At 43.9% G+C, this 18600-nt stretch carries 17 protein-coding genes; 11 read left to right on the top strand and 6 right to left on the bottom strand.

Annotated features, from left to right (window positions below):
• Positions 1-44: 44 nt before the first annotated feature.
• The 4 genes from JHD45_RS12415 (at position 45) to JHD45_RS22540 (ending at position 5918) form a co-directional block, all read left to right on the top strand.
• On the top strand, positions 45-368 hold the full coding sequence (locus JHD45_RS12415) for a hypothetical protein (RefSeq protein ID WP_199476834.1): 324 nt from the start codon (positions 45-47) through the stop codon (positions 366-368).
• Between the two features lie 512 nt (positions 369-880).
• On the top strand, positions 881-3073 hold the full coding sequence (locus tag JHD45_RS12420) for an OsmC domain/YcaO domain-containing protein (RefSeq protein ID WP_199476835.1): 2193 nt from the start codon (positions 881-883) through the stop codon (positions 3071-3073).
• Between the two features lie 228 nt (positions 3074-3301).
• Complete coding sequence (gene acs / locus JHD45_RS12425; RefSeq protein ID WP_199476836.1) at positions 3302-5257, top strand: acetate--CoA ligase; 1956 nt, start codon at positions 3302-3304, stop codon at positions 5255-5257.
• A gap of 22 nt (positions 5258-5279) precedes the next feature.
• The gene (locus tag JHD45_RS22540; protein WP_199476837.1) at positions 5280-5918 is read left to right on the top strand and encodes a LuxR C-terminal-related transcriptional regulator; all 639 of its coding nucleotides are present in this window, start codon (positions 5280-5282) and stop codon (positions 5916-5918) included.
• Between the two features lie 101 nt (positions 5919-6019).
• On the opposite strand, the gene JHD45_RS12435 is transcribed toward JHD45_RS22540, so the two are convergent.
• Both JHD45_RS12435 and JHD45_RS12440 read right to left on the bottom strand, forming a co-directional pair.
• On the bottom strand, positions 6020-9487 hold the full coding sequence (locus JHD45_RS12435) for a PAS domain-containing hybrid sensor histidine kinase/response regulator (protein WP_199476838.1): 3468 nt from the start codon (positions 9485-9487) through the stop codon (positions 6020-6022).
• A gap of 279 nt (positions 9488-9766) precedes the next feature.
• Entirely contained in the window at positions 9767-10330 is a 564-nt protein-coding gene (locus JHD45_RS12440) for an acetate uptake transporter (RefSeq protein ID WP_233407796.1), read from the bottom strand.
• Positions 10331-10605: 275 nt separating this feature from the next.
• Between JHD45_RS12440 and JHD45_RS12445 the strand changes: the two genes are divergently transcribed.
• The 3 genes from JHD45_RS12445 to JHD45_RS12455 all read left to right on the top strand — a co-directional run bounded on the left by JHD45_RS12445 (position 10606) and on the right by JHD45_RS12455 (position 12105).
• Positions 10606-11100, top strand: a complete 495-nt coding sequence (locus tag JHD45_RS12445) for a hypothetical protein (RefSeq protein WP_199476839.1) — start codon at positions 10606-10608, stop codon at positions 11098-11100.
• Positions 11101-11284: 184 nt separating this feature from the next.
• Positions 11285-11725: a LexA family protein gene (locus JHD45_RS12450; protein ID WP_233407797.1), complete on the top strand. Its 441-nt coding sequence runs from the start codon at positions 11285-11287 to the stop codon at positions 11723-11725.
• 107 nt (positions 11726-11832) lie between these two features.
• A complete protein-coding gene (locus tag JHD45_RS12455) occupies positions 11833-12105 on the top strand; it encodes a hypothetical protein (protein WP_199476840.1) in 273 nt (90 codons plus the stop codon).
• Positions 12106-12366: 261 nt separating this feature from the next.
• Here the strand turns inward: JHD45_RS12455 and JHD45_RS12460 are convergent, their stop codons facing one another.
• Positions 12367-12582 carry a DUF1127 domain-containing protein gene (locus tag JHD45_RS12460; protein ID WP_199476841.1) on the bottom strand — a complete coding sequence of 72 codons (216 nt, stop codon included), beginning with the start codon at positions 12580-12582 and terminating at the stop codon, positions 12367-12369.
• A gap of 718 nt (positions 12583-13300) precedes the next feature.
• On the opposite strand from JHD45_RS12460, the gene JHD45_RS12465 reads away from it, so the two are divergent.
• Positions 13301-13855: a YaeQ family protein gene (locus tag JHD45_RS12465; protein ID WP_199476842.1), complete on the top strand. Its 555-nt coding sequence runs from the start codon at positions 13301-13303 to the stop codon at positions 13853-13855.
• A gap of 18 nt (positions 13856-13873) precedes the next feature.
• Here the strand turns inward: JHD45_RS12465 and JHD45_RS12470 are convergent, their stop codons facing one another.
• The gene (locus JHD45_RS12470) at positions 13874-14617 is read right to left on the bottom strand and encodes a dienelactone hydrolase family protein (RefSeq protein ID WP_199476843.1); all 744 of its coding nucleotides are present in this window, start codon (positions 14615-14617) and stop codon (positions 13874-13876) included.
• A gap of 137 nt (positions 14618-14754) precedes the next feature.
• On the opposite strand from JHD45_RS12470, the gene JHD45_RS12475 reads away from it, so the two are divergent.
• Positions 14755-15864 (top strand): tRNA-queuosine alpha-mannosyltransferase domain-containing protein, encoded by a 1110-nt coding sequence (locus JHD45_RS12475; protein ID WP_199476844.1) that lies wholly within the window; start codon positions 14755-14757, stop codon positions 15862-15864.
• Positions 15865-15886: 22 nt separating this feature from the next.
• On the opposite strand, the gene JHD45_RS12480 is transcribed toward JHD45_RS12475, so the two are convergent.
• Positions 15887-16525, bottom strand: a complete 639-nt coding sequence (locus tag JHD45_RS12480) for an MOSC domain-containing protein (RefSeq protein WP_199476845.1) — start codon at positions 16523-16525, stop codon at positions 15887-15889.
• Positions 16526-16587: 62 nt separating this feature from the next.
• Positions 16588-17205, bottom strand: coding sequence for a LysE family translocator (locus JHD45_RS12485; RefSeq protein ID WP_199476846.1), 618 nt, complete (start codon positions 17203-17205; stop codon positions 16588-16590).
• Between the two features lie 127 nt (positions 17206-17332).
• On the opposite strand from JHD45_RS12485, the gene JHD45_RS12490 reads away from it, so the two are divergent.
• On the top strand, positions 17333-18127 hold the full coding sequence (locus JHD45_RS12490) for a helix-turn-helix domain-containing protein (protein ID WP_199476847.1): 795 nt from the start codon (positions 17333-17335) through the stop codon (positions 18125-18127).
• Between the two features lie 197 nt (positions 18128-18324).
• A complete protein-coding gene (locus JHD45_RS12495; RefSeq protein WP_199476848.1) occupies positions 18325-18540 on the top strand; it encodes a hypothetical protein in 216 nt (71 codons plus the stop codon).
• The last annotated feature ends 60 nt before the right edge of the window (positions 18541-18600 follow it).

Below are 18600 nucleotides of genomic sequence, written 5' to 3' on the forward strand. Positions count from 1 at the left end.
AGCTTAATGTTATGTGTCAGTGTCCATATAATTGGAGAGTATGAATGCAGTGGATTGCTATTCTTGCCGCTTTAGGCTGGAGTTTACTACAGGTTTTTATTTTGTTTTTATCTACCCAATGTATTTTTAGTCTTATAGAGTATAAATCTTCAACTGAAAATATGTGTCAAAAATTACTGTCACATTCTATTATATGTCTTTTTTACTCTTTATTTATATTACCATTTATTTCATTGGGATTATTTTATTTTGCAGTTATAAATATCACTGCTTGGAGTGAACTTGAACCTGCATTTTGGGTGTTTGCAATTTGGTGGGGGGTATTGTTCACTTTTTCTTTCTTGTTATCGGTAAAAAATCGTATGTAAAATCCAATAAAAGGAAATAGATAACAAACAACATAAAATGTGGGCTGATCTGGGTTTATAGCACGCTCTCAAGGTCAAGGGTTCCAAATTGAACTGAACGGGATGGACTGCCCCTCGTTATCGTGTCGGACAGAACGAAGACAGTAAGTTTCAGACTCTTGTTCATGAGCTCTCCAACTTAATCATTAACACGAATGACCAATGTGAGATGCCGTAATCTTGCACTACAGAGTCCGGCACTAGCAAAGTCCAACGCGGACTGCAAGGCTTTTATTTCTTGGGTTGCGAAAACACCCCACCAAACAAAAATGTCTCTTCACCAGTGATGTAAACGAAGGGGTGCAAGCCATCATTATTGAAAAGTGGCTGTCAGATCATCTAATTTCCTTAAAAAGCCGATTTGATTTTACTCGCCCCCCATCTATCACGGATAATTCCCGCTAATGACTCACCCTAGCCGATAAACGGTGTTGGGTGAGCAACTCGCATACAAAAAGTGGAAACCCTGTTTAATGGAAATCAAAGTTAATTTTCTCGACAATTTGAGACTTGAAGCCAAGTTTGATGATTTTACCGTGATCACCGATCAGCCGATTCGCTACAAAGGGGATGGTTCTGCGCCAAGCCCATTTGATTACTTTTTAGCGTCTTCCGCGTTGTGCGCGGCATATTTCGTTAAGGTGTATTGCAAAGCGCGTGATATCTCGACGGATAATATCCGCTTGTCACAGAATAATATTGTCGATCCAGAAGACCGTTACAATCAAATTTTCCAGATTCAGGTTGAGTTACCGGACGATATATCCGATAAAGATCGCCAAGGAATTTTACGTTCTATTGAACGCTGTACTGTTAAGAAGGTGGTGCAAACAGGGCCGGAATTTAAGATTGAAACCGTTGCCAATCTGGATGCCGATGCTAACGCGATGTTAATGGGGCAGCCTGATGGTTCGTCCAACACCTTTATTCCTGGGAAAGACTTACCGCTAGAGCAAACTATTGCCAATATGACGGCGCTGCTGGCAGACCTTGGTATGAAGATTGAAATCTCATCATGGCGTAATATCGTGCCCAATGTGTGGTCGCTGCATATTCGTGATGCCGCATCGCCAATGTGTTTTACCAATGGTAAAGGGGCATCGAAAGAGAGTGCATTATGCTCGGCTCTTGGTGAATTTATCGAGCGTTTGAACAATAACTTTTTCTACAATGATCAATTCTTTGGGCTGGAAATCGCCAACAGCGAATTTGTCCATTACCCCAATGAAAAATGGTTTGCACTAACAGAAGACGACGCTCTGCCAGAAGGCATCTTAGATGATTACTGTCTGGACATTTATAACCCAGATGACGAACTGCGTGGTTCCCATTTAATCGATACCAATTCAGGTAATAAAGAGCGTGGTATTTGTGCCATTCCTTATACACGCCAGTCTGATGGCGAAACGGTGTATTTCCCGTCAAACCTGATCGAAAACTTGTTTCTAAGTAATGGCATGAGCGCGGGTAATAACCAACAAGAAGCACAGGTTCAGTGCTTGTCGGAGATTTTAGAGCGTGCCGTTAAACGCCAAATTATCGAAGACGAAATTGTTTTGCCTGATGTGCCTATGGAAGTCTTGGCGAAATACCCAAGTATTCTGGCAGGAATTCAGGCTCTGGAGGAGCAAGGCTTTCCCATCCTAGTGAAAGACGCTTCCCTAGGGGGGCAATTCCCGGTAATGAATGTGACGCTGATGAATCCTAAAACGGGTGGTGTCTTTGCCTCGTTTGGGGCGCACCCAAGTTTTGAAGTGGCTTTGGAGCGTAGCCTAACGGAATTAATGCAAGGCCGTAGTTTCGAAGGTTTGAACGACGTACCTAAACCCACATTTAACAGCATGGCGGTGAGTGAGCCTGAAAACTTTGTTGAACACTTTATCGATTCTACTGGTGTGATCTCTTGGCGTTTCTTCAGTGATAAGCAGGATTACGAGTTCTGTGAGTGGGATTTCTCTGGCACCAGTGAGGAAGAGTCCAGTGCACTGTTTGGCATCTTGGAAGGCTTAGGCAAAGAGGTGTATGTTGCACAACTCAGTGACTTAGGTTCGTCCGCTTGCCGTATTTTGGTTCCAGATTATTCTGAAGTGTATCCAGTGGAAGATTTAGTCTGGGATAACACCAATAAGGCTTTGGATTACCGTGAAGATATTCTCAATCTGCATTCGTTAAGTGACAAACAGCTTGCCGACTTAGTGACGCGTTTAGAAGACAGTCAGCTCGATAACTACACCGACATTGCTACGCTGATTGGTATTGTGTTTGATGACAATACGGTGTGGGGCCAGTTAACCATCATTGAACTGAAGATACTGATTTATTTGGCCCTGGGTGAACACGAAGAGGCGTTAGAGCTAGTTGGTGAGTATCTACAATTTAATGACAACACCGTAAAACGTGGCCTCTTCTATCAAGCCATGAATTGCGTGTTAGAAGTGACGTTAGACGATGAGTTAGCGTTGGAAGACTTTATTCATAGTTTTAATCGCATGTTTGGCAAAGAGGTGATGGAAAACGTCGTTGGCTCCGTGACGGGTGAGGTGCGTTTTTATGGCCTGACAAAAACCAGCATGCAGCTTGAAGGCATCGAGCCTCATTTACGCTTGATTGAAAGCTATAAAAAACTTCATCAAGCCCGTCAAGCGAACGCAGGGAAGGTATCGTAGCGATTGGGGCGATTAAATAGCTTTGTGTACAAAAAGCGTTTCAAATGAGACGCTTTTTTTGTGTGCTGGTGAAATATTGACTTAGATCGCATCAAAGTAGAGGATGTATGGGACACTCATTTATGTACACAGCTAAGGCTCTAAGACTAAAGTTTAATAGACCTTCTCTTTTTATTGGCTATAGTTGCTCTTAGCATCCTCAAAACAACTTTAATAATGGAGCGGATCATGGAGTCATTGTCACCATCGCATTCAGTCGTAAAGAACGCAAACATCAGTGAGTCGGAGTTTAACGCTCGCTATCAAGAGTCAGTACAGAACCCAGATGCGTTCTGGGCAAAAGAAGGCCAACGTCTAGATTGGTTTACTCCCTACACCAAAGTAAAAAATACCTCCTTCGCACGTGGCAACGTGAGCATCAAATGGTTTGAAGACGGCGAGTTAAACGCGGCTTACAACTGTATTGATCGTCATTTGGAAAAACATGCTAATAAAATCGCCTACTATCTAGAAGGGGATGGCGAAAATGCCGATAAGAGCGCCATTACCTATCAAACATTACATGATGAAGTGGGTCGACTTGCTAATGTGTTGAAACGTCAAGGCATTAAAAAAGGTGATCGAGTGGCCATTTATATGCCGATGATTCCACAGGCCGTTTATAGTATGTTGGCTTGTGCCCGTATTGGGGCGATTCACTCCGTTATTTTTGGTGGCTTTTCAGCCAACGCCATTGCGGACCGCTTGAATGACAGTAGCGTTAAATTGGTAATGACGTCAGATGAAGGCCGCCGTGCAGGCAATACTATACCTCTTAAGCATAATGTCGATGCCGCTCTTGAGAACAATAAATGCCCTTCGGTTGAGTGTGTTCTGGTTTATCGTTATACCCAAAAAGACGTGCCTTGGGTGGAAGGGCGCGATTTGGATTGGGCCGCAGAAGTAGCAAAAGAGTCGACCTTATGTCCGGCTGAACCTATGAATGCGGAAGATCCTTTGTTTATTCTGTACACATCTGGTTCAACGGGCAAGCCAAAGGGCGTCGTGCACACCACGGGCGGCTATTTGGTGTACGCCTCTTTAACCCATGAGGTCGCCTTTGATCTAAAACCTGACGATGTCTATTGGTGTGCTGCGGATGTTGGTTGGATTACCGGACACAGTTATATGGTTTACGGCCCACTTGTTAACGGAGCAACCAGCGTCTTGTTTGAAGGGGTGCCCACTTACCCTGATTCTGGTCGCATTGGTCGTGTCGTGGATAAATACCAGGTGTCGCTTCTTTACACGGCGCCAACGGCCATTCGTGCCTTGATGGCAAAAGGGGATGAGCCAATCAGCAGCAGCCGACGTGATTCGTTACGTGTATTGGGCAGTGTGGGTGAACCGATTAACCCTGAAGCTTGGTCTTGGTATTTCACTCAGTTTGGTAAGAGCAATTGTCCGATTGTCGATACTTGGTGGCAAACGGAGACTGGTGGCATGATGATGACCCCCCGTGTTGTGCAAACCAATGCGAAGCCTGGGTCATGTACTGGGCCTTTGTTTGGCGTTCAGCCTGCTCTTGTCGATGCTCAAGGTGAATTACAGCAAGGCAATGGACCTGCTGAAGGCGGCTTAGTTATTGTCGATTCTTGGCCTGGTCAAGCGCGTACTGTGTATGGTGATCATGAGCGTTTTGAACAGACCTATTTCAGCACTTTTGAAGGCATGTATTTCACTGGTGATGGTGCTTCCCGGGATGAAGATGGTCATTATTGGATTACTGGTCGCATGGACGATGTATTGAATGTCTCTGGCCATCGTCTTGGTACCGCTGAGATAGAAAGTGCGCTGGTTGCTCATCCATCGGTTGCAGAAGCCGCACTGGTTGGTTATCCACACGACATCAAAGGGCAGGGTATTTATGTGTACGTGACCTTGGTAGACGGTGTTCAGCCAAGTGATGACTTGATGAAAGAGCTCAAGCAGTTTGTGCGTAGTGAGATTGGGCCTATTGCCACACCTGATTTGATTCAGTGGGCGAACAAAGGGTTGCCAAAAACTCGCTCAGGCAAAATTATGCGCCGTATTTTGCGTAAGATTGCGGCCAATGAACAGGATCAATTAGGAGACACAAGTACCTTGGCGGACCCAAGTGTGGTTGATGATTTAATCGATAACCGTTTAAATATGAAATCCTAATAACCTTTTACAAGGATTGTGAGTGATTTCACTTATTATCGCAGATGATCATCCTCTGTTCCGAAGCGCACTAAGTGGTGCGCTTCGTGCAGAAATAAACGGTATTACCATAGAAGAAGCAGACGACTTGGATTCGACATTGCGCTGTTTAAGCGAGATGGAGGAGGTCGATCTGCTTTTGTTGGATTTAAAGATGCCTGGCAGCGGCGAGCTGTTTGGCTTGATACGTATTCGTACCGATTTTCCTGATGTTCCTGTGGCGGTGATTTCTGGTAGCGACGATAGCGCAATGGTCGCGCAAGTCATCGAAGCTGGTGCGTTGGGATTTATCCCCAAAACCAGTGAACCAGCGGTTTATAGCCGTGCGATTCACGCCATTTTAGCGGGCGATATTTGGCTGCCCGATTATCTACAATCTGCATTACAAGACCAACCCACCCCGGATTTGAGCATGCAACACCGAGTAGCAGAGCTCACCCCTCAGCAATATAAGGTGCTTTGTTATCTTCATGAAGGGCTGCTCAATAAGCAAATTGCCCATGAATTATCCATATCCGAAGCGACGGTAAAAGCCCACATTACGGCTATTTTTCGCAAGCTTGAGATTAATAATCGTACACAAGCGGTGCTGGTGGCCAGTGAGTTAAAGCTGCAGATGTGATGCGTAACCTAGAGTTGATATGTTATGCAGGCTGATAAGGGCTTATTCATTGAGCTTGCTCACTGTTTGTGTCATATGGAGTTATCAATATATTCAAGGGCTTAGACAAAGGTGTTTGCTTGGCTTTCTCTTTGTTTATGGATGTGTTGAATCAAGGCGCGTAATTTTGCTGGTTTAGCCGGTTTAGCCATATAGATCACGTTATTCTCTTTACAGTGATCCACAAGCTCTGGTTCTCGCTGTGCTGTGATGAGTACCGCTGGGATATCCCTATTGGCCTTGTGGCGTAGCTCACGAATAAGCGATAAGCCGTCTTGCCCCTGTTCCAGTTGATAATCGACCAACAATAGTTCTGCTTCTCCTTCTGCTTGTCTGGCATCCGCCGCACTTTTAAAGGTTTGGCAGTCACATTGCCAGTGACTTAATAAAGAGGTCATCGCTGTGAGGTTATTTGGATCATCGTCGATGCACCAGACGTAACAGTGGGCGAGATGAAGAGGCTTGTCTGTCGATGTTAAGGGCAGGTTAAGGGCGCTTTTCTGTTTATGGATGGCATGAGGAATGCGAATCGAAAAACAGCTGCCTTTTGTTGGAGTAGAGCGTAACTGAGTTTCCAGACCTAATTTACTTTGCAGGCGTCGAACTAGGCCCAACCCTAACCCCATCCCTTGTTCTTTGGTGTTTTCCCAACGATAAAAATCGTCAAACACTTTTTTCTGTTCCGATTCGGGAATACCAATACCTGTGTCCCATACTTGCAGTAATACATAATCTTTTCGCTTACGTGTGCATAAAAGAATTCGTCCTTTGGCGGTGTATTTTACGGCATTGGAGACAAAGTTCTGAATGATACGGCGTAGGTAAATCGGATCGCTATGGACATGTAAGGGTAAAATACGAGTGGATAAGGTGAGGGATTTATTGTCAGCAATGACACCAAACTCCGCAATAATAGGTGACAAGATTTCTTCTAGATTACAATCGACTAAATTGGGTTTAATGGCCCCTTGATCTAAGCGTGCGATTTCCAATAGGGTAGAAATAAGGGATTCAGTTGATTCGAGAGAGTCGGATAATTTATCAACAACGTTTGCAGTATTGGCAGCCAATTCGCTGGATTGCAACACCCCCATATAGAGTTTTGCTGCGTTTAACGGTTGGAGAATGTCGTGACTGGCAAGGGCTAAGAATTCGGTTTTCGAGGCGTTAGCATGCTCGGCTTCCGCTTTGGCTTTTATCAAGGCTTTTTCCGCGATATTACGACGTTCTATCTCTTCCATTAAGGCTTGGTTGATGCCCTGTACTTCTACTGTACGGGCTTTAACGCGTTTTTCTAGATCGATATTGGCTTCTTTAAGGGCTTGCTGACTTTCAATGTGCTCCGTGACATCGGTAAAACTGGTGACAAAGCCACCGCCAGGCAGCGGGTTTCCGACCATTTCAATCACTTGTCCATTGGCTCGGCGTCGTAAAAAACGATGGGCGCAGCCTTTGCGTAAATAGCCTAAACGTTTGTTGACCAGATCTTCCACTTCGCCTACGCCACATTCTCCGCGCTCAGCATTATGGCGAATCAAGTTTTCAACGGGTAAGCCAATTTTCAACAGACCTTCTGGATAAGGGTAAAGTGTTAAGTAGGTTTTGTTCCAAGCCACCATGCGTAATTCTTTGTCGATCACACTGATGCCGTGGTCTAAATTGTCCATCGAAATAAACAATAAATTTTGATTAAACTGGATCGCCTGAGTGGTTTCATCTAGGTAGGTTACCATTTCTTCTACCTTGATACGCTTATCCACTAAGACCGAATTAATGATGGTCCTTGCCGATGAACCACCTAGAACGCCGCCTAAAATACGCTCGCAATAATCGATAAAATGGCTATCAGGGGGCATATTGGCAGAAAGGTGATGAGCGTGCTCAGTTTCAAAAGTGGTTAAGACTTGTTGGCATTTTTGGGCGCCTAAGAAGGTTTCCAACAGGACAAAAAGGTCACTGTTTAGGGCTTTGCTTTTAGGTTTGAAAAAACGGTGCTCAATCTCCGCAGTGGGGCTGACAAAAGCGGTGGCTTGTATCCGATCAATTAAACGCTCTGTCGATAAGAGAGAGCCGACGATATATCCTATGATATTGACGATTAAACTAATAAAAGCCCCATGGCTGAGCAACATGGACCAAGATTTTTCGTCATGTAATGTCCAGTTCATGTTGCCTGTGAGAGGCATCATGAGTAATACACTCCAACATAAAAAGCCCAGAATTAAGCCTGCGTAGACTCCGTATGCATGACCTCGCTTCCAATAAAGTCCTCCGATGACGGAGGGGAGTAATTGCAGTACCAAAGAAAAAGCAATTAAGCCTATTCCCGCCAGGGATTCGCTGTTTGCCATTTTCTGATAATACAGAAAAGACAGGGTTAAAATCCCCATCATGGCGAGGCGTCGAATGATTAAAATGCGACGCCTATAAAAGGGTAAGGCTTGTTGGGCGTTGCTGCGCGCCAGCATTAAAGGCAGCACCACATCGTTACTGATCATGATGCTTAAGGCAAAGGTTGAGATAATGACCATCGCGGTGGTCGCAGACATGCCGCCCAGAAAGATCAGCATTTTCAGGGGTAAATTATCCGATGCCAGAGCAAATTGAATCACATAGGTGTCGGCATTGATGTCACTTGAGAATAAACTTTGTCCAGCAATCGCAATAGGGGGAATAATCAGCGCAAAGATTAATAAATACAAAGGAAAAAGCAGACGTGCCATATTGGATTGGCGCTTATTCTGATGGTCGACTACCGTGACATGGAATTGTCTTGGTAAGCAAATCACCGCTGCAGCAGACATGAGGGTCTGCATCACAAAAGAAAAAGAAATAAGCTGATTCGAGTGCCATGCACTTAGGTCGAGGGTGATAGGGGTTAACTCTGGCAGGTTTTTTCTCATTGCGACGACGGCCACGACCCCCACACCGACAATCGCAATCAGTTTAAATAAAGACTCCGCCCCTATGGCCAACATCATGCCAGAGCGATACTCGGTCACTTCCACTTTCCGGGTACCAAATAACATCGCAAATCCACCAATCAAGATGGTTGCGATCAACACCACAAGGTTCGCCGAAGGCTCATCCTGATTGACAAATAAAGCGAAGTTAGAGCCCAGTGCTTTGAGTTGCAAAGCGATGTAAGGAATGATGGCCACCATGGCAATTAAAATCACCAGAGGTGCGGTTAATGGCCGTTTACCATAGCGAGAAGAGATAAAGTCGACAATGGAGGTGATATTCTGCTTGTGACTGACGGCAATCATCTTGCGGATAAAGGGAAAGGCAAACAAGTACAGCAAAATCGGGCCAAGTAAAACGGGTAAGTAATTCCAACCAGACCGAGAGGCTTCGCCAACCGCGCCGTAAAAGGTCCAAGCCGTACAGTAAATCGCCAGTGAAAGGCTGTAAACAACGGGGTGTCGAGTCAGCTTCTTCGCGGTTGGGCTTTCCTTATCTCCCCATAGAGCGATCCAATATAAACCCAGAATATAAAGTATGGCTAATAGGGCCCAAAAAAGCGTCATCGATTACATTACCTGTGCTAAGACTTATTATGATAATTCGCCAATGTAACATAGCTTATTCCAGAATCCTCTACGACTTAGGTCGAGATTCATCTCGACAATGACCCTTGACTAAAGTCCAGCCTATAAAAGTTCTAAGGTTTGGTAGGTCGTGCTTCAGCGCGATGTGGTTTGTTGTCAGGATAAATCTTGATTTTGTATGATGATCTTTAGGAACTAATGCTCACATGGGAATGTGAGCATTAGAGAAGGCGTAATGTCAGAAAGTGTGTTGACCGACTACTTTTGGTAGATCTCATCCCAAATTTGGGACATCCCTGCATACACTGCAGACGCTCCACAGATAAGTCCTTCGTAGCCTGCTAAATGCGCAATAGTCGCACTTCCTGTGTAATCACCCAGTGCGAGTAGGAAAAACAGAACGGTTAAGGTAGCGAAGACGACTTGCAGAGATTTGCTTAATCGCAGGGTGCCAATAAATAGACCGCCTGTAAACACTCCCCACAGGATAAGATAGGCGACCATCGATGAGCCTTTGGGCCCATCAGACAACCCCATTTTGGGTAAAGTGATTAGTGCAACGAGAGTCAGCCAGAAAAAACCGTAAGAGATAAAAGCGGTGGTACCAAAGGTATTGCCTTTTTTCCATTCCATAATGCCGGCAATCACTTGAGCCAAGCCGCCATAGAAGATCCCCATGGCCAGTATCATTGAGCCTAAAGGAAACAAACCAGAGTTATGTAAGTTCAACAAGATGGTTGTCATACCAAAAGCAAGCAGACCCAATGGGGCTGGGTTGGCTGACAAATCGACATTTTTGATTGAAGACGTGACGTTTTCCATAGATACCTTCTTATTATATTTATTTTAGTGATTGTATTTTTACCCAAAAACGTTTTAGCACCACAATCAGCTTTCGGAATCTAACGTATTTCCGATGCCTGATGTTGGCGTCTGATCTATAGTGTCTGGTTTCAGATCATTCGTCAGTTCGACTTTAGTCGTATACAAGCTGACTGGTATATCATGACAAAGGGGGAGCTAGTCTTAGTGATTGCTATTAGTGCTTTTTATGATCATTCTAGTGGCTACTAATAACAGGTTGGGAGTATGTGTTAATGCTTGGTCGATCAATCTTCTGTGTGTTGCTAACGTGTTGTTTATCTGCTTGCGCTGTTCAAGATGTGTACCCTAATGCCCGTGATCCGATTGATGTAAGCCAGGTGAAGGTCTTTAAACAGGCGCCGGATTTTTCTTATGAAGTCATTGGCATGATTAGCTCACCTGCCTTTGATACCTTTGATCGACATACCATTGTAGCGAGTGCCATCCATGGGTTGAAAAGAAGAGCAGCCGCACTGGGGGCAAATGGTGTCATTATTGGCAATACTGAGATGTTTTTAGCATCCTATATGCGAAGCCATACTGGTACCTATTTTTTTAGAGGTATGCCTTGGATGGGAGGAATGAATTATAGGCATAGATTTTACGGTTGCTGTGGATTCTATGGTTGTGATGGATTTTATGGCTGCGACGGTTTTCCACCTGTGCAATTAAGCGGCGAAGCAATTTTTTATCCTAAGAAAAAAGGTTCTCTTAAAAATGATGAGTAAAGAAGGGGGGGAGCCTTTTTAACGACTTAATGGCGTGTTTATCACCTTTTCGACGATGTTTAGGCTGAGAACACAGAATGGTATTTTTGCAAATAGGATCTTTGTGTGAAAGAGGGTCTTTGTGATGAAAAAAATTCGCTTGGCTATTCTCTATGACAAACCTTATTCTGGAAAAATATAAAGTATGAGTGATGCTGTTATGCGTGTATCTTATCTTGGCTCTTCTGAATCAGCTTCCGTCCTTGCTATGAGCAGGGCACAAGCGTTGGTTCATTCTCAGTTCTCCTTCGTTGATGAATCCGTTATGCAAACAACGAGTCCACATTCAATGACCATCTTCTTTGTGCGTGCTCAAGGCAGTGCAATGAAAGAATTTGGCATTCAATCGGGCGATATTTTAGTGGTGGATCGATCTTTAACCGCACGCAGTGGGGATATTGTTCTGGCGCGTGTGAATGGTGAAATAACGGTACATACCCTCATGTTACAACCCGATGTATTGCTGCGCCCCAAAAATAAGGCTTACCCAGCGGCGGCATCAATGAAAGTATCTGGGTTGGATGTTTTAGGAGTGGTTGTTAATGTGATTCATCAGTCGACAGTAGAAGAAAAAGCAGAATTATAATGATAGGACTTAGCTCTCTTTCCTAGAGAATGTTCTGATACATCTGTTTCTAAAAATGGTTTTCGGATAGGTCTTTGCTGGTTGGTAGTTTATGTTTGAGGTTAGTCATGGAAGAGATTGTCAGTAAGTCAATGTGCCGATTAGAGCGGGCGGTTGAGTTGCTAAAAAATGGTCAATTGGATCGATGTGAATTTAGGCGGTCGATGAATGATATCGCCTATTTAAACTTGGTCGTAATATCAAGCCATGGTCAGCAGCAGGAATATATTATCGAAAATGAGCAGGGAGGTTGTTTGAATATTCTAGAATACGACCAAGCGGTTAGTGTGGCCTTGAAAATTGGTTTTGTACCTGAGCAAATAAAAATTAATTTATTATAGTCACGTTTCTTCATATTGAATGCCTTAGATCGTCAGGCATTCAATAAAAAATCCCGACCTGTTACCTTTTGCTTTTTAATATGAAAGACAGAAGGTAACTGATCGGGATTTTTTTAGCCCATAGGGGCCGTTGAGAACCAATAAAAAGCACTAACTAATTAAGGCTTATCTTTGCCTTTTATGATGCGGTTTTCTATTGTTTCCCTGTCGTTGTTTACCGTCCTGCTGCCGCCTTGTTGTTACGGTAGCAGGACGATCTAATCAACTATGACTCGAGTGTTTCCCCGGCGGCTCTTGAATAAGCTCGTTTGTATCTTGGTTGACATCTTTTGAGCCAGACAATGGACGAATTTGGCCATTTTCACGATGAAAACCAATATCTTTTAGAAAATGGTCATCAAGATGGCGAAACGCTTGTTTGGTTCTGCGAGCTTCTAAGTAGTCTTTTGCTAGGTTAAATAGGGCGATAATACTCATTCTAATTCTCCAAAAATACTATTTTGGCGGAATTTACGAGGTTTAATGTTTGCCTAGAGATATAGACCGCGTAAATTCCGCGGTCAATGTGATATTACATAGACATTGAACGCGTAGGATGCAAGGCTTGCCCATTATTACGAGACAAAAGGAATGCAACTGAAGACGGAACGTTATTACGTTTGGCGTTCATCATCATTGCGTCCTCCATTTCTACGTATTAATCCAGCAAGTTATGCGAAAAACGTTAACAGTATCGGGTTTCTCGATTGACTGTTGAGGAAGTAAAATGATTATGGTTAGTAATGATCATAATAACTTCCTCCGTTTATTTGCGTTAAACTCTATGTAATGTTTGATATTCCATTTAGGCTAAAAAACTGTGTTGATTTTAGGGCTAAATAGAATAAAACCTATTACGCCTTAATCTTTGCTTTATGTCAAATAAAAATAAATAAATAACTGAAAAAAATTTTAAGGGGCGTTGTGCCTTAATTGGCAATGCCTTATAAGCCTTGGTTTTAGACGACTTATTCGCATTTTATTTAACCATTCGGTCAGGATTTTTGTGTCTCATTTTGATGGTATTGTGTGGTAATTTACCGGAATAGCATCATTTGCTGTACAATACGCGCATCTTTATATTGGCAGAGCAGTGTTGATCCTCTCAGGTGCTCTGTTCTTGTCTATTTCCACTTTTAGCAGTAAGTGAACAAGCATGGCAATCAAAGCAACGGTGTATAAAGCCTCCCTTCAAGTGTCCGATATGGACCGTCAGCATTACCAAAGTTATGACTTAACCTTAGCGCTTCATCCATCTGAAACAGAAGAACGCATGATGGTACGTTTAGCCACCTTTGCATTATTGGCTGATGAAAAGGAAGGGGCGGAGCAGTTAAGTTTTACGAAGGGAATTAGCACGGAAGATGAACCGGATCTGTGGCAGAAGAATTTTTCAGACGACATTTTAATGTGGATAGAATTAGGTCAGCCAGATGAGAAGCGCCTGCGTAAGGCCTGTGGTCGTGCTCAGCAAGTAGTGGTAGTGAATTACAACGATAAGTCTGATATTTGGTGGGAACAGAACAAAAGCAAAAACAGTCGATTTGATAATCTACGAGTATTGCAATTTGCCGAGTCGCAAGTGCAAAAGCTGGCAGCCTTATGTACCCGCTCTATGCAATTAAACGTGACGGTGCAAGATGGCGACATGTGGGTTTCTAGTGATGTAGGTGAATGCACCCTGCACCCAGTATGGCGAGGCGGGCAATAAGCCGACCTCGCGTCTTGATTAGGCCTTGTGCAGAGCTCTTTGAAATAAGGCTACCGCTTTTGTATAGCATTCCAGTGCAAGAGCGGGATCATAGCGATCTCCTTCGTCGCGCATAAAGGCGTGCTGAGCATTAAATTCATGCCAGCTGAATAAACGATTGGTATCGATCAATTGTTGATAAATTTTCTGCCGGCCTTCGATGGGCACATGAGGGTCTTGTTTGCCCCACACCATGACAATTTCCCCTTGAATCTCCCCTGTGCGAGTGAAAGAGTCATTACCTTCACCACAAGGGATGGTATTCGAGTGGATGTCCGTTGCATACAGGCAGAAGGTCGCTTGTATGCGCGGATTAAGCGCGGCGCGGTAGGCAAGGTGGCCACCTAAGCACACGCCCATGCTGCCAAACTGTCCGGTGCAATACTCTGCTTTAGCAAAAAAGTCTAAGATGGCAACGGTATCACTATCGTGAGATTCTAGAGGCTTGGTAAACTTATCGGCGTTGCCTTTATCTTTGCCTTGATCATCGTAACCCAATACAGTACCAATTGGGTTTAGTTCATGAAAGACTTCCGGCACGATAACCACGAAACCATGCCCAGCCATCATCGCTGCAGAGCGAGCAATGGGGGCTGTTTGCTGGAAAATTTCAGAGTAAAAGATAATACAAGGGAATTTTCCATCCCCTTGAGGTCGATAGACAGTGCAGCGCATGGTTCCTGTCGGCGTGTTAAGATTAACATCGTGTTTTTGAATGATCATGAAATTCCTTACGAAAAGTCGTGTTTGAATAGCCAAAGATGGCTCTATGATATTCGAGCCTGCGAGGATGGGCCAGACATACTCAGTCAGTTAATCTAAAATGCCGTGTCTATTAACCTAATAAGCGGAAGCAAGGCGTGCGAATATTATTACTTAGTGCCTATGAGGCGAGCAGTCACAAAGCCTGGGCAAATAGCCTGATGAATGGGTTGGGTGAGCATGATTGGACCTACCTAGCGCTTCCGCCAAGGCATTTTGCTTGGCGTATTCGTGGTAACGCCATGAGTTTTGCGTTTGATAAAGTATTCAAACCCTCGATTGAACAAGCGTACGACTTGGTGATCGCAACGTCCATGACGGATTGCGTTGGGCTAAAAGCCTTCTGCCCAAACTTACAGTCTATTCCTTGGTTATTGTATTTTCACGAAAACCAATTTGCCTATCCCGCCAGCGACAAACAACAAGGTCTGGTTGAAATGCAAATGGTCACTTTATACAGCGCTTTAGCGGCGAATCAGTGTGTCTTTAATAGTCATTTTAATAAACATTCTTTTTTCGAGGGCGCTCGTCGCTTGCTCAAAAAATTGCCAGATTACGTCTCGCCAGACTGGTTGAGTAACATAGAAGGCAACGCCCATGTTGTACCTGTGCCAATAGACATTGATTGGAAAAATAGAGGCGAACGGAGCCGAACAAATCTCTTTCAAAATAATTCTCCGCTTAGATTAGTATGGAATGCCCGTTGGGAGTTTGATAAAGGGCCTGAACGATTGCTGGCCATCTTGCAGGCGTTACAGTCCCGAGGTGTGGATTTTGAAATCGCTATTTTAGGCGAACAATTTCGTACCATACCTAAAGCGTTTGAGGTTATTCAACATCGCTTTGCTTCCTGTATCCGACAATTTGGTTTCGCACCAAGCCGAGATGAGTATCTTGGTTTTTTGGCTACGTCGGATATCGTGCTCTCTACGGCCTTGCATGAATTTCAAGGGCTAGCGGTTCTTGAAGCCGTTGCTCTTGGGTGTGTGCCCGTTTTACCTGCTCGACAAGTGTACCCAGAACTCTTTGGGCCAGCTTATCTTTATGATAGTCATTTAAATGATATCGCAAAGGAAGCCACTGCCGCGGTGGATCGCATTGTGCTGCTTGTTAATGAGGAAACCACGGCACCACAGGTGAATGAGTACCAAAGGGCGACGGTGTTAAAACACTATCGGGCACTAATAGAAAACATAAACACACTATAGTGTCTTAATCGGCCAGTCGATCTTAAACTCGGCTGGCGAGTGCTTTTTGCCATTCAGGTCCTAACTCTTTAATAAGAAGAGCCTGTGAAAAAACGTGATGAGCATTCTTATATTGTTTATCCATGAAGGCTTGAAAGAGGGTTTTCACACTCACGGATTCGGCTAATTGGCCGACTTTTATCAGCTCGTCACCTTGTTCAATAAAGCCTTCTTCTATCACTCTAAAATACACACCAGTATAGTAATGGTCGATAAAGAGTTTTATGGCAAGGGCATTATTTAAAGCAATACCAAGTTTATAGCACGGCATTCTTGGCTGACTGACTTCCAAGAGACACTCACCTAAACGGAAACGGTCGCCAATAAAAATATCGGACTCATCTAGACACGATATCGTGAGATTTTCGCCAAAGGCGCCGGGTGTTAAGTTCTGGTTATTGAGAGTATGACGCCAGTAATCGTAGTGATGGTAGGAAAAAGCATAGACCGCTTTGTGAACGCCGCCATGTCTTACCATGTCACCTTGTCCATCTCCCTCAATGTTGTTGCTTGTGACAAGCTTTTTACCTGTACAGGGCTGTTTAAAGATTCCTGTCAGCACGCTTGTCCCATTATGTTCAACCATTTTAGGTTGCGATACGTTCAATGATATAAGCTGCATTTGCTTTCTCCCATCTGTCTCTTGTGCGGTTTATCATTCACTTGTCTTTTTCTGTGAGCGGATCATTTGCTTGCAACGTTTTTGATGGCGAGCAGAAAGGCGGCTAAGACAAATAAACTTCCTGACATTTGATTGAAATAGTGACCTAGATGAGATCGGTACTTGGCGGCTAGAAAATCAGCAAACCTGCCGTAACCACATAAAAACAAGCCATCAATCGTAAGGTAAGTGATGCTTAGAATGAAAAATTGCGCTGCCATGGGTTGGGATTGCGATAAAAACTGAGGAAATAAGGCAGCGAAAAAGATGATCGCCTTTGGGTTGGCTGCTGAGGTGATAAATCCCTGCCAATATAAAGAAGGGGCTGAGCGCTGAGAGGCCGATTTAATCGGAGAATGTTTGGTAAAAAATAGTCGAATACCCGCATAGGTGAGATAGGCGACCCCCGCCCATTTGATCGCGACAAAGTAATTTTGTGATGACTGAAGAAGGCTTGCTAATCCAACCGCTGCGGCAAGCATTTGCAAGAAATTGGCTGACAGATCTCCCACGGCTGTCGCCGTTGATCTCTGAAAGCCGTTAGTTAAACTGTTCGAAAGCATAAGAATATGGCTTGGTCCCGGTATGCACATAAAAGCGAGGACTGTCATTAAATACACTAACCAGACTTGCATGCTCATGGGGCTTCTCCCTTTAGGTTTATTGAGAAAGGCAACTGATAAGATTGCTAAGGAGAGATCATGCTATAGGAAAAGAGGATGGCTTAATTTACACTATAAGACATAAAACCTAGATAAGTTGCCAAGTATGAAATCGAACGAATTGATTCAAAAATTTGCCGATCACCAAGTCATTTCGTTGTCCATGGATATGCCACCGCATTTTGTCGAGCAACCCCATGAGCATCCTTGGCATCAAATCATCTTTCCTATTTCAGGGCTATTGCAGTCAACTATTGATAATAAAAGCGTGATTGTTCCGCATAATGGGATACTCTTTGTGCCAGCACACACCATACATAAGTCCATTTCTGTGACAAGAACACAGTTTTTAGCGGTTTATCTCAACCCGAAGTGTCATGTGCATTACGGAAATGAACCGAAATCCTGTTTAGTCACACCGTTTTTAAAAGAACTCATCGTATTATTAGTGAAACAGGGGGTGGACAACCATTTGCAGCAAATGACGACCAATTTGCTGCGTGTATTGTGGGATCAAATAGCCCTTGCTGAACGCTATGAAATTCCTTTGTTGATTCCTAGGGATAGAAGGCTACTGTCTATCTTTAATGAGTTGAATCAACAGCCAGACCTGTCGTTCACCCTAGCAGAATGGGCCCAGAGAGTGGGGGCCTCCCAGCGAACACTCTCGCGACTTTGCGCAAGGGAATTCAATCAATCTTTTTCATTATGGCGGCAAAATATTAGATTGGTGCTATCGCTAGAGCGACTCGAAAAAAATCGAGCTGTTCATGAAGTGGCCTTGGATTTGGGTTACCAGTCTGATTCAGCCTATATTTTTGCCTTTAAGAGCTTGTTTGCCTGCACGCCCAGTCAATATCGCAAGCGTTATTTGCTTGCCAATGCTTCGACTGTGATCTAAAGGAAAGCCTGTCTTTATTCGTCATTTCTTTAAGTAGTCACCGCTTATTCAGGCTGTAGCAATAGCGTCATTTTTACTGTGCTGATTAAAACGAAAGAAAACCAGTATTTGCTATTGACCTCAAGTTAACCTGAGGTTTTATGCTTGCTTCAATACATGAGGCATTCAATACCAATAAGCAGTTATGGAGATTTCTAATGAGTATTATCGCCCTTTTTAACTTAGCGAAAGAATATCTAGAAACGCGTCGGACAAAACGAGCCTTTCGTCACCTAGATAATCATTTCTTAAAGGACTTGGGATTTTATCGCGAAGAAGGGCATATTTACCCTTTATCGGGCAGTAAAGAGGTGACAGAAGAAACAAAAGCATTTGCTCAAAAAACACCGACTGAAGCGCCATTAAAGCGCTGAATAAATCGGGCTGCTTGGCAACTTGTCTTTATATGGTGTTGAATCAGCCGGATTAATATC

The sequence above is a fragment of the Marinomonas spartinae genome, from assembly GCF_016461715.1.
Lineage (GTDB): Bacteria > Pseudomonadota > Gammaproteobacteria > Pseudomonadales > Marinomonadaceae > Marinomonas > Marinomonas spartinae_A.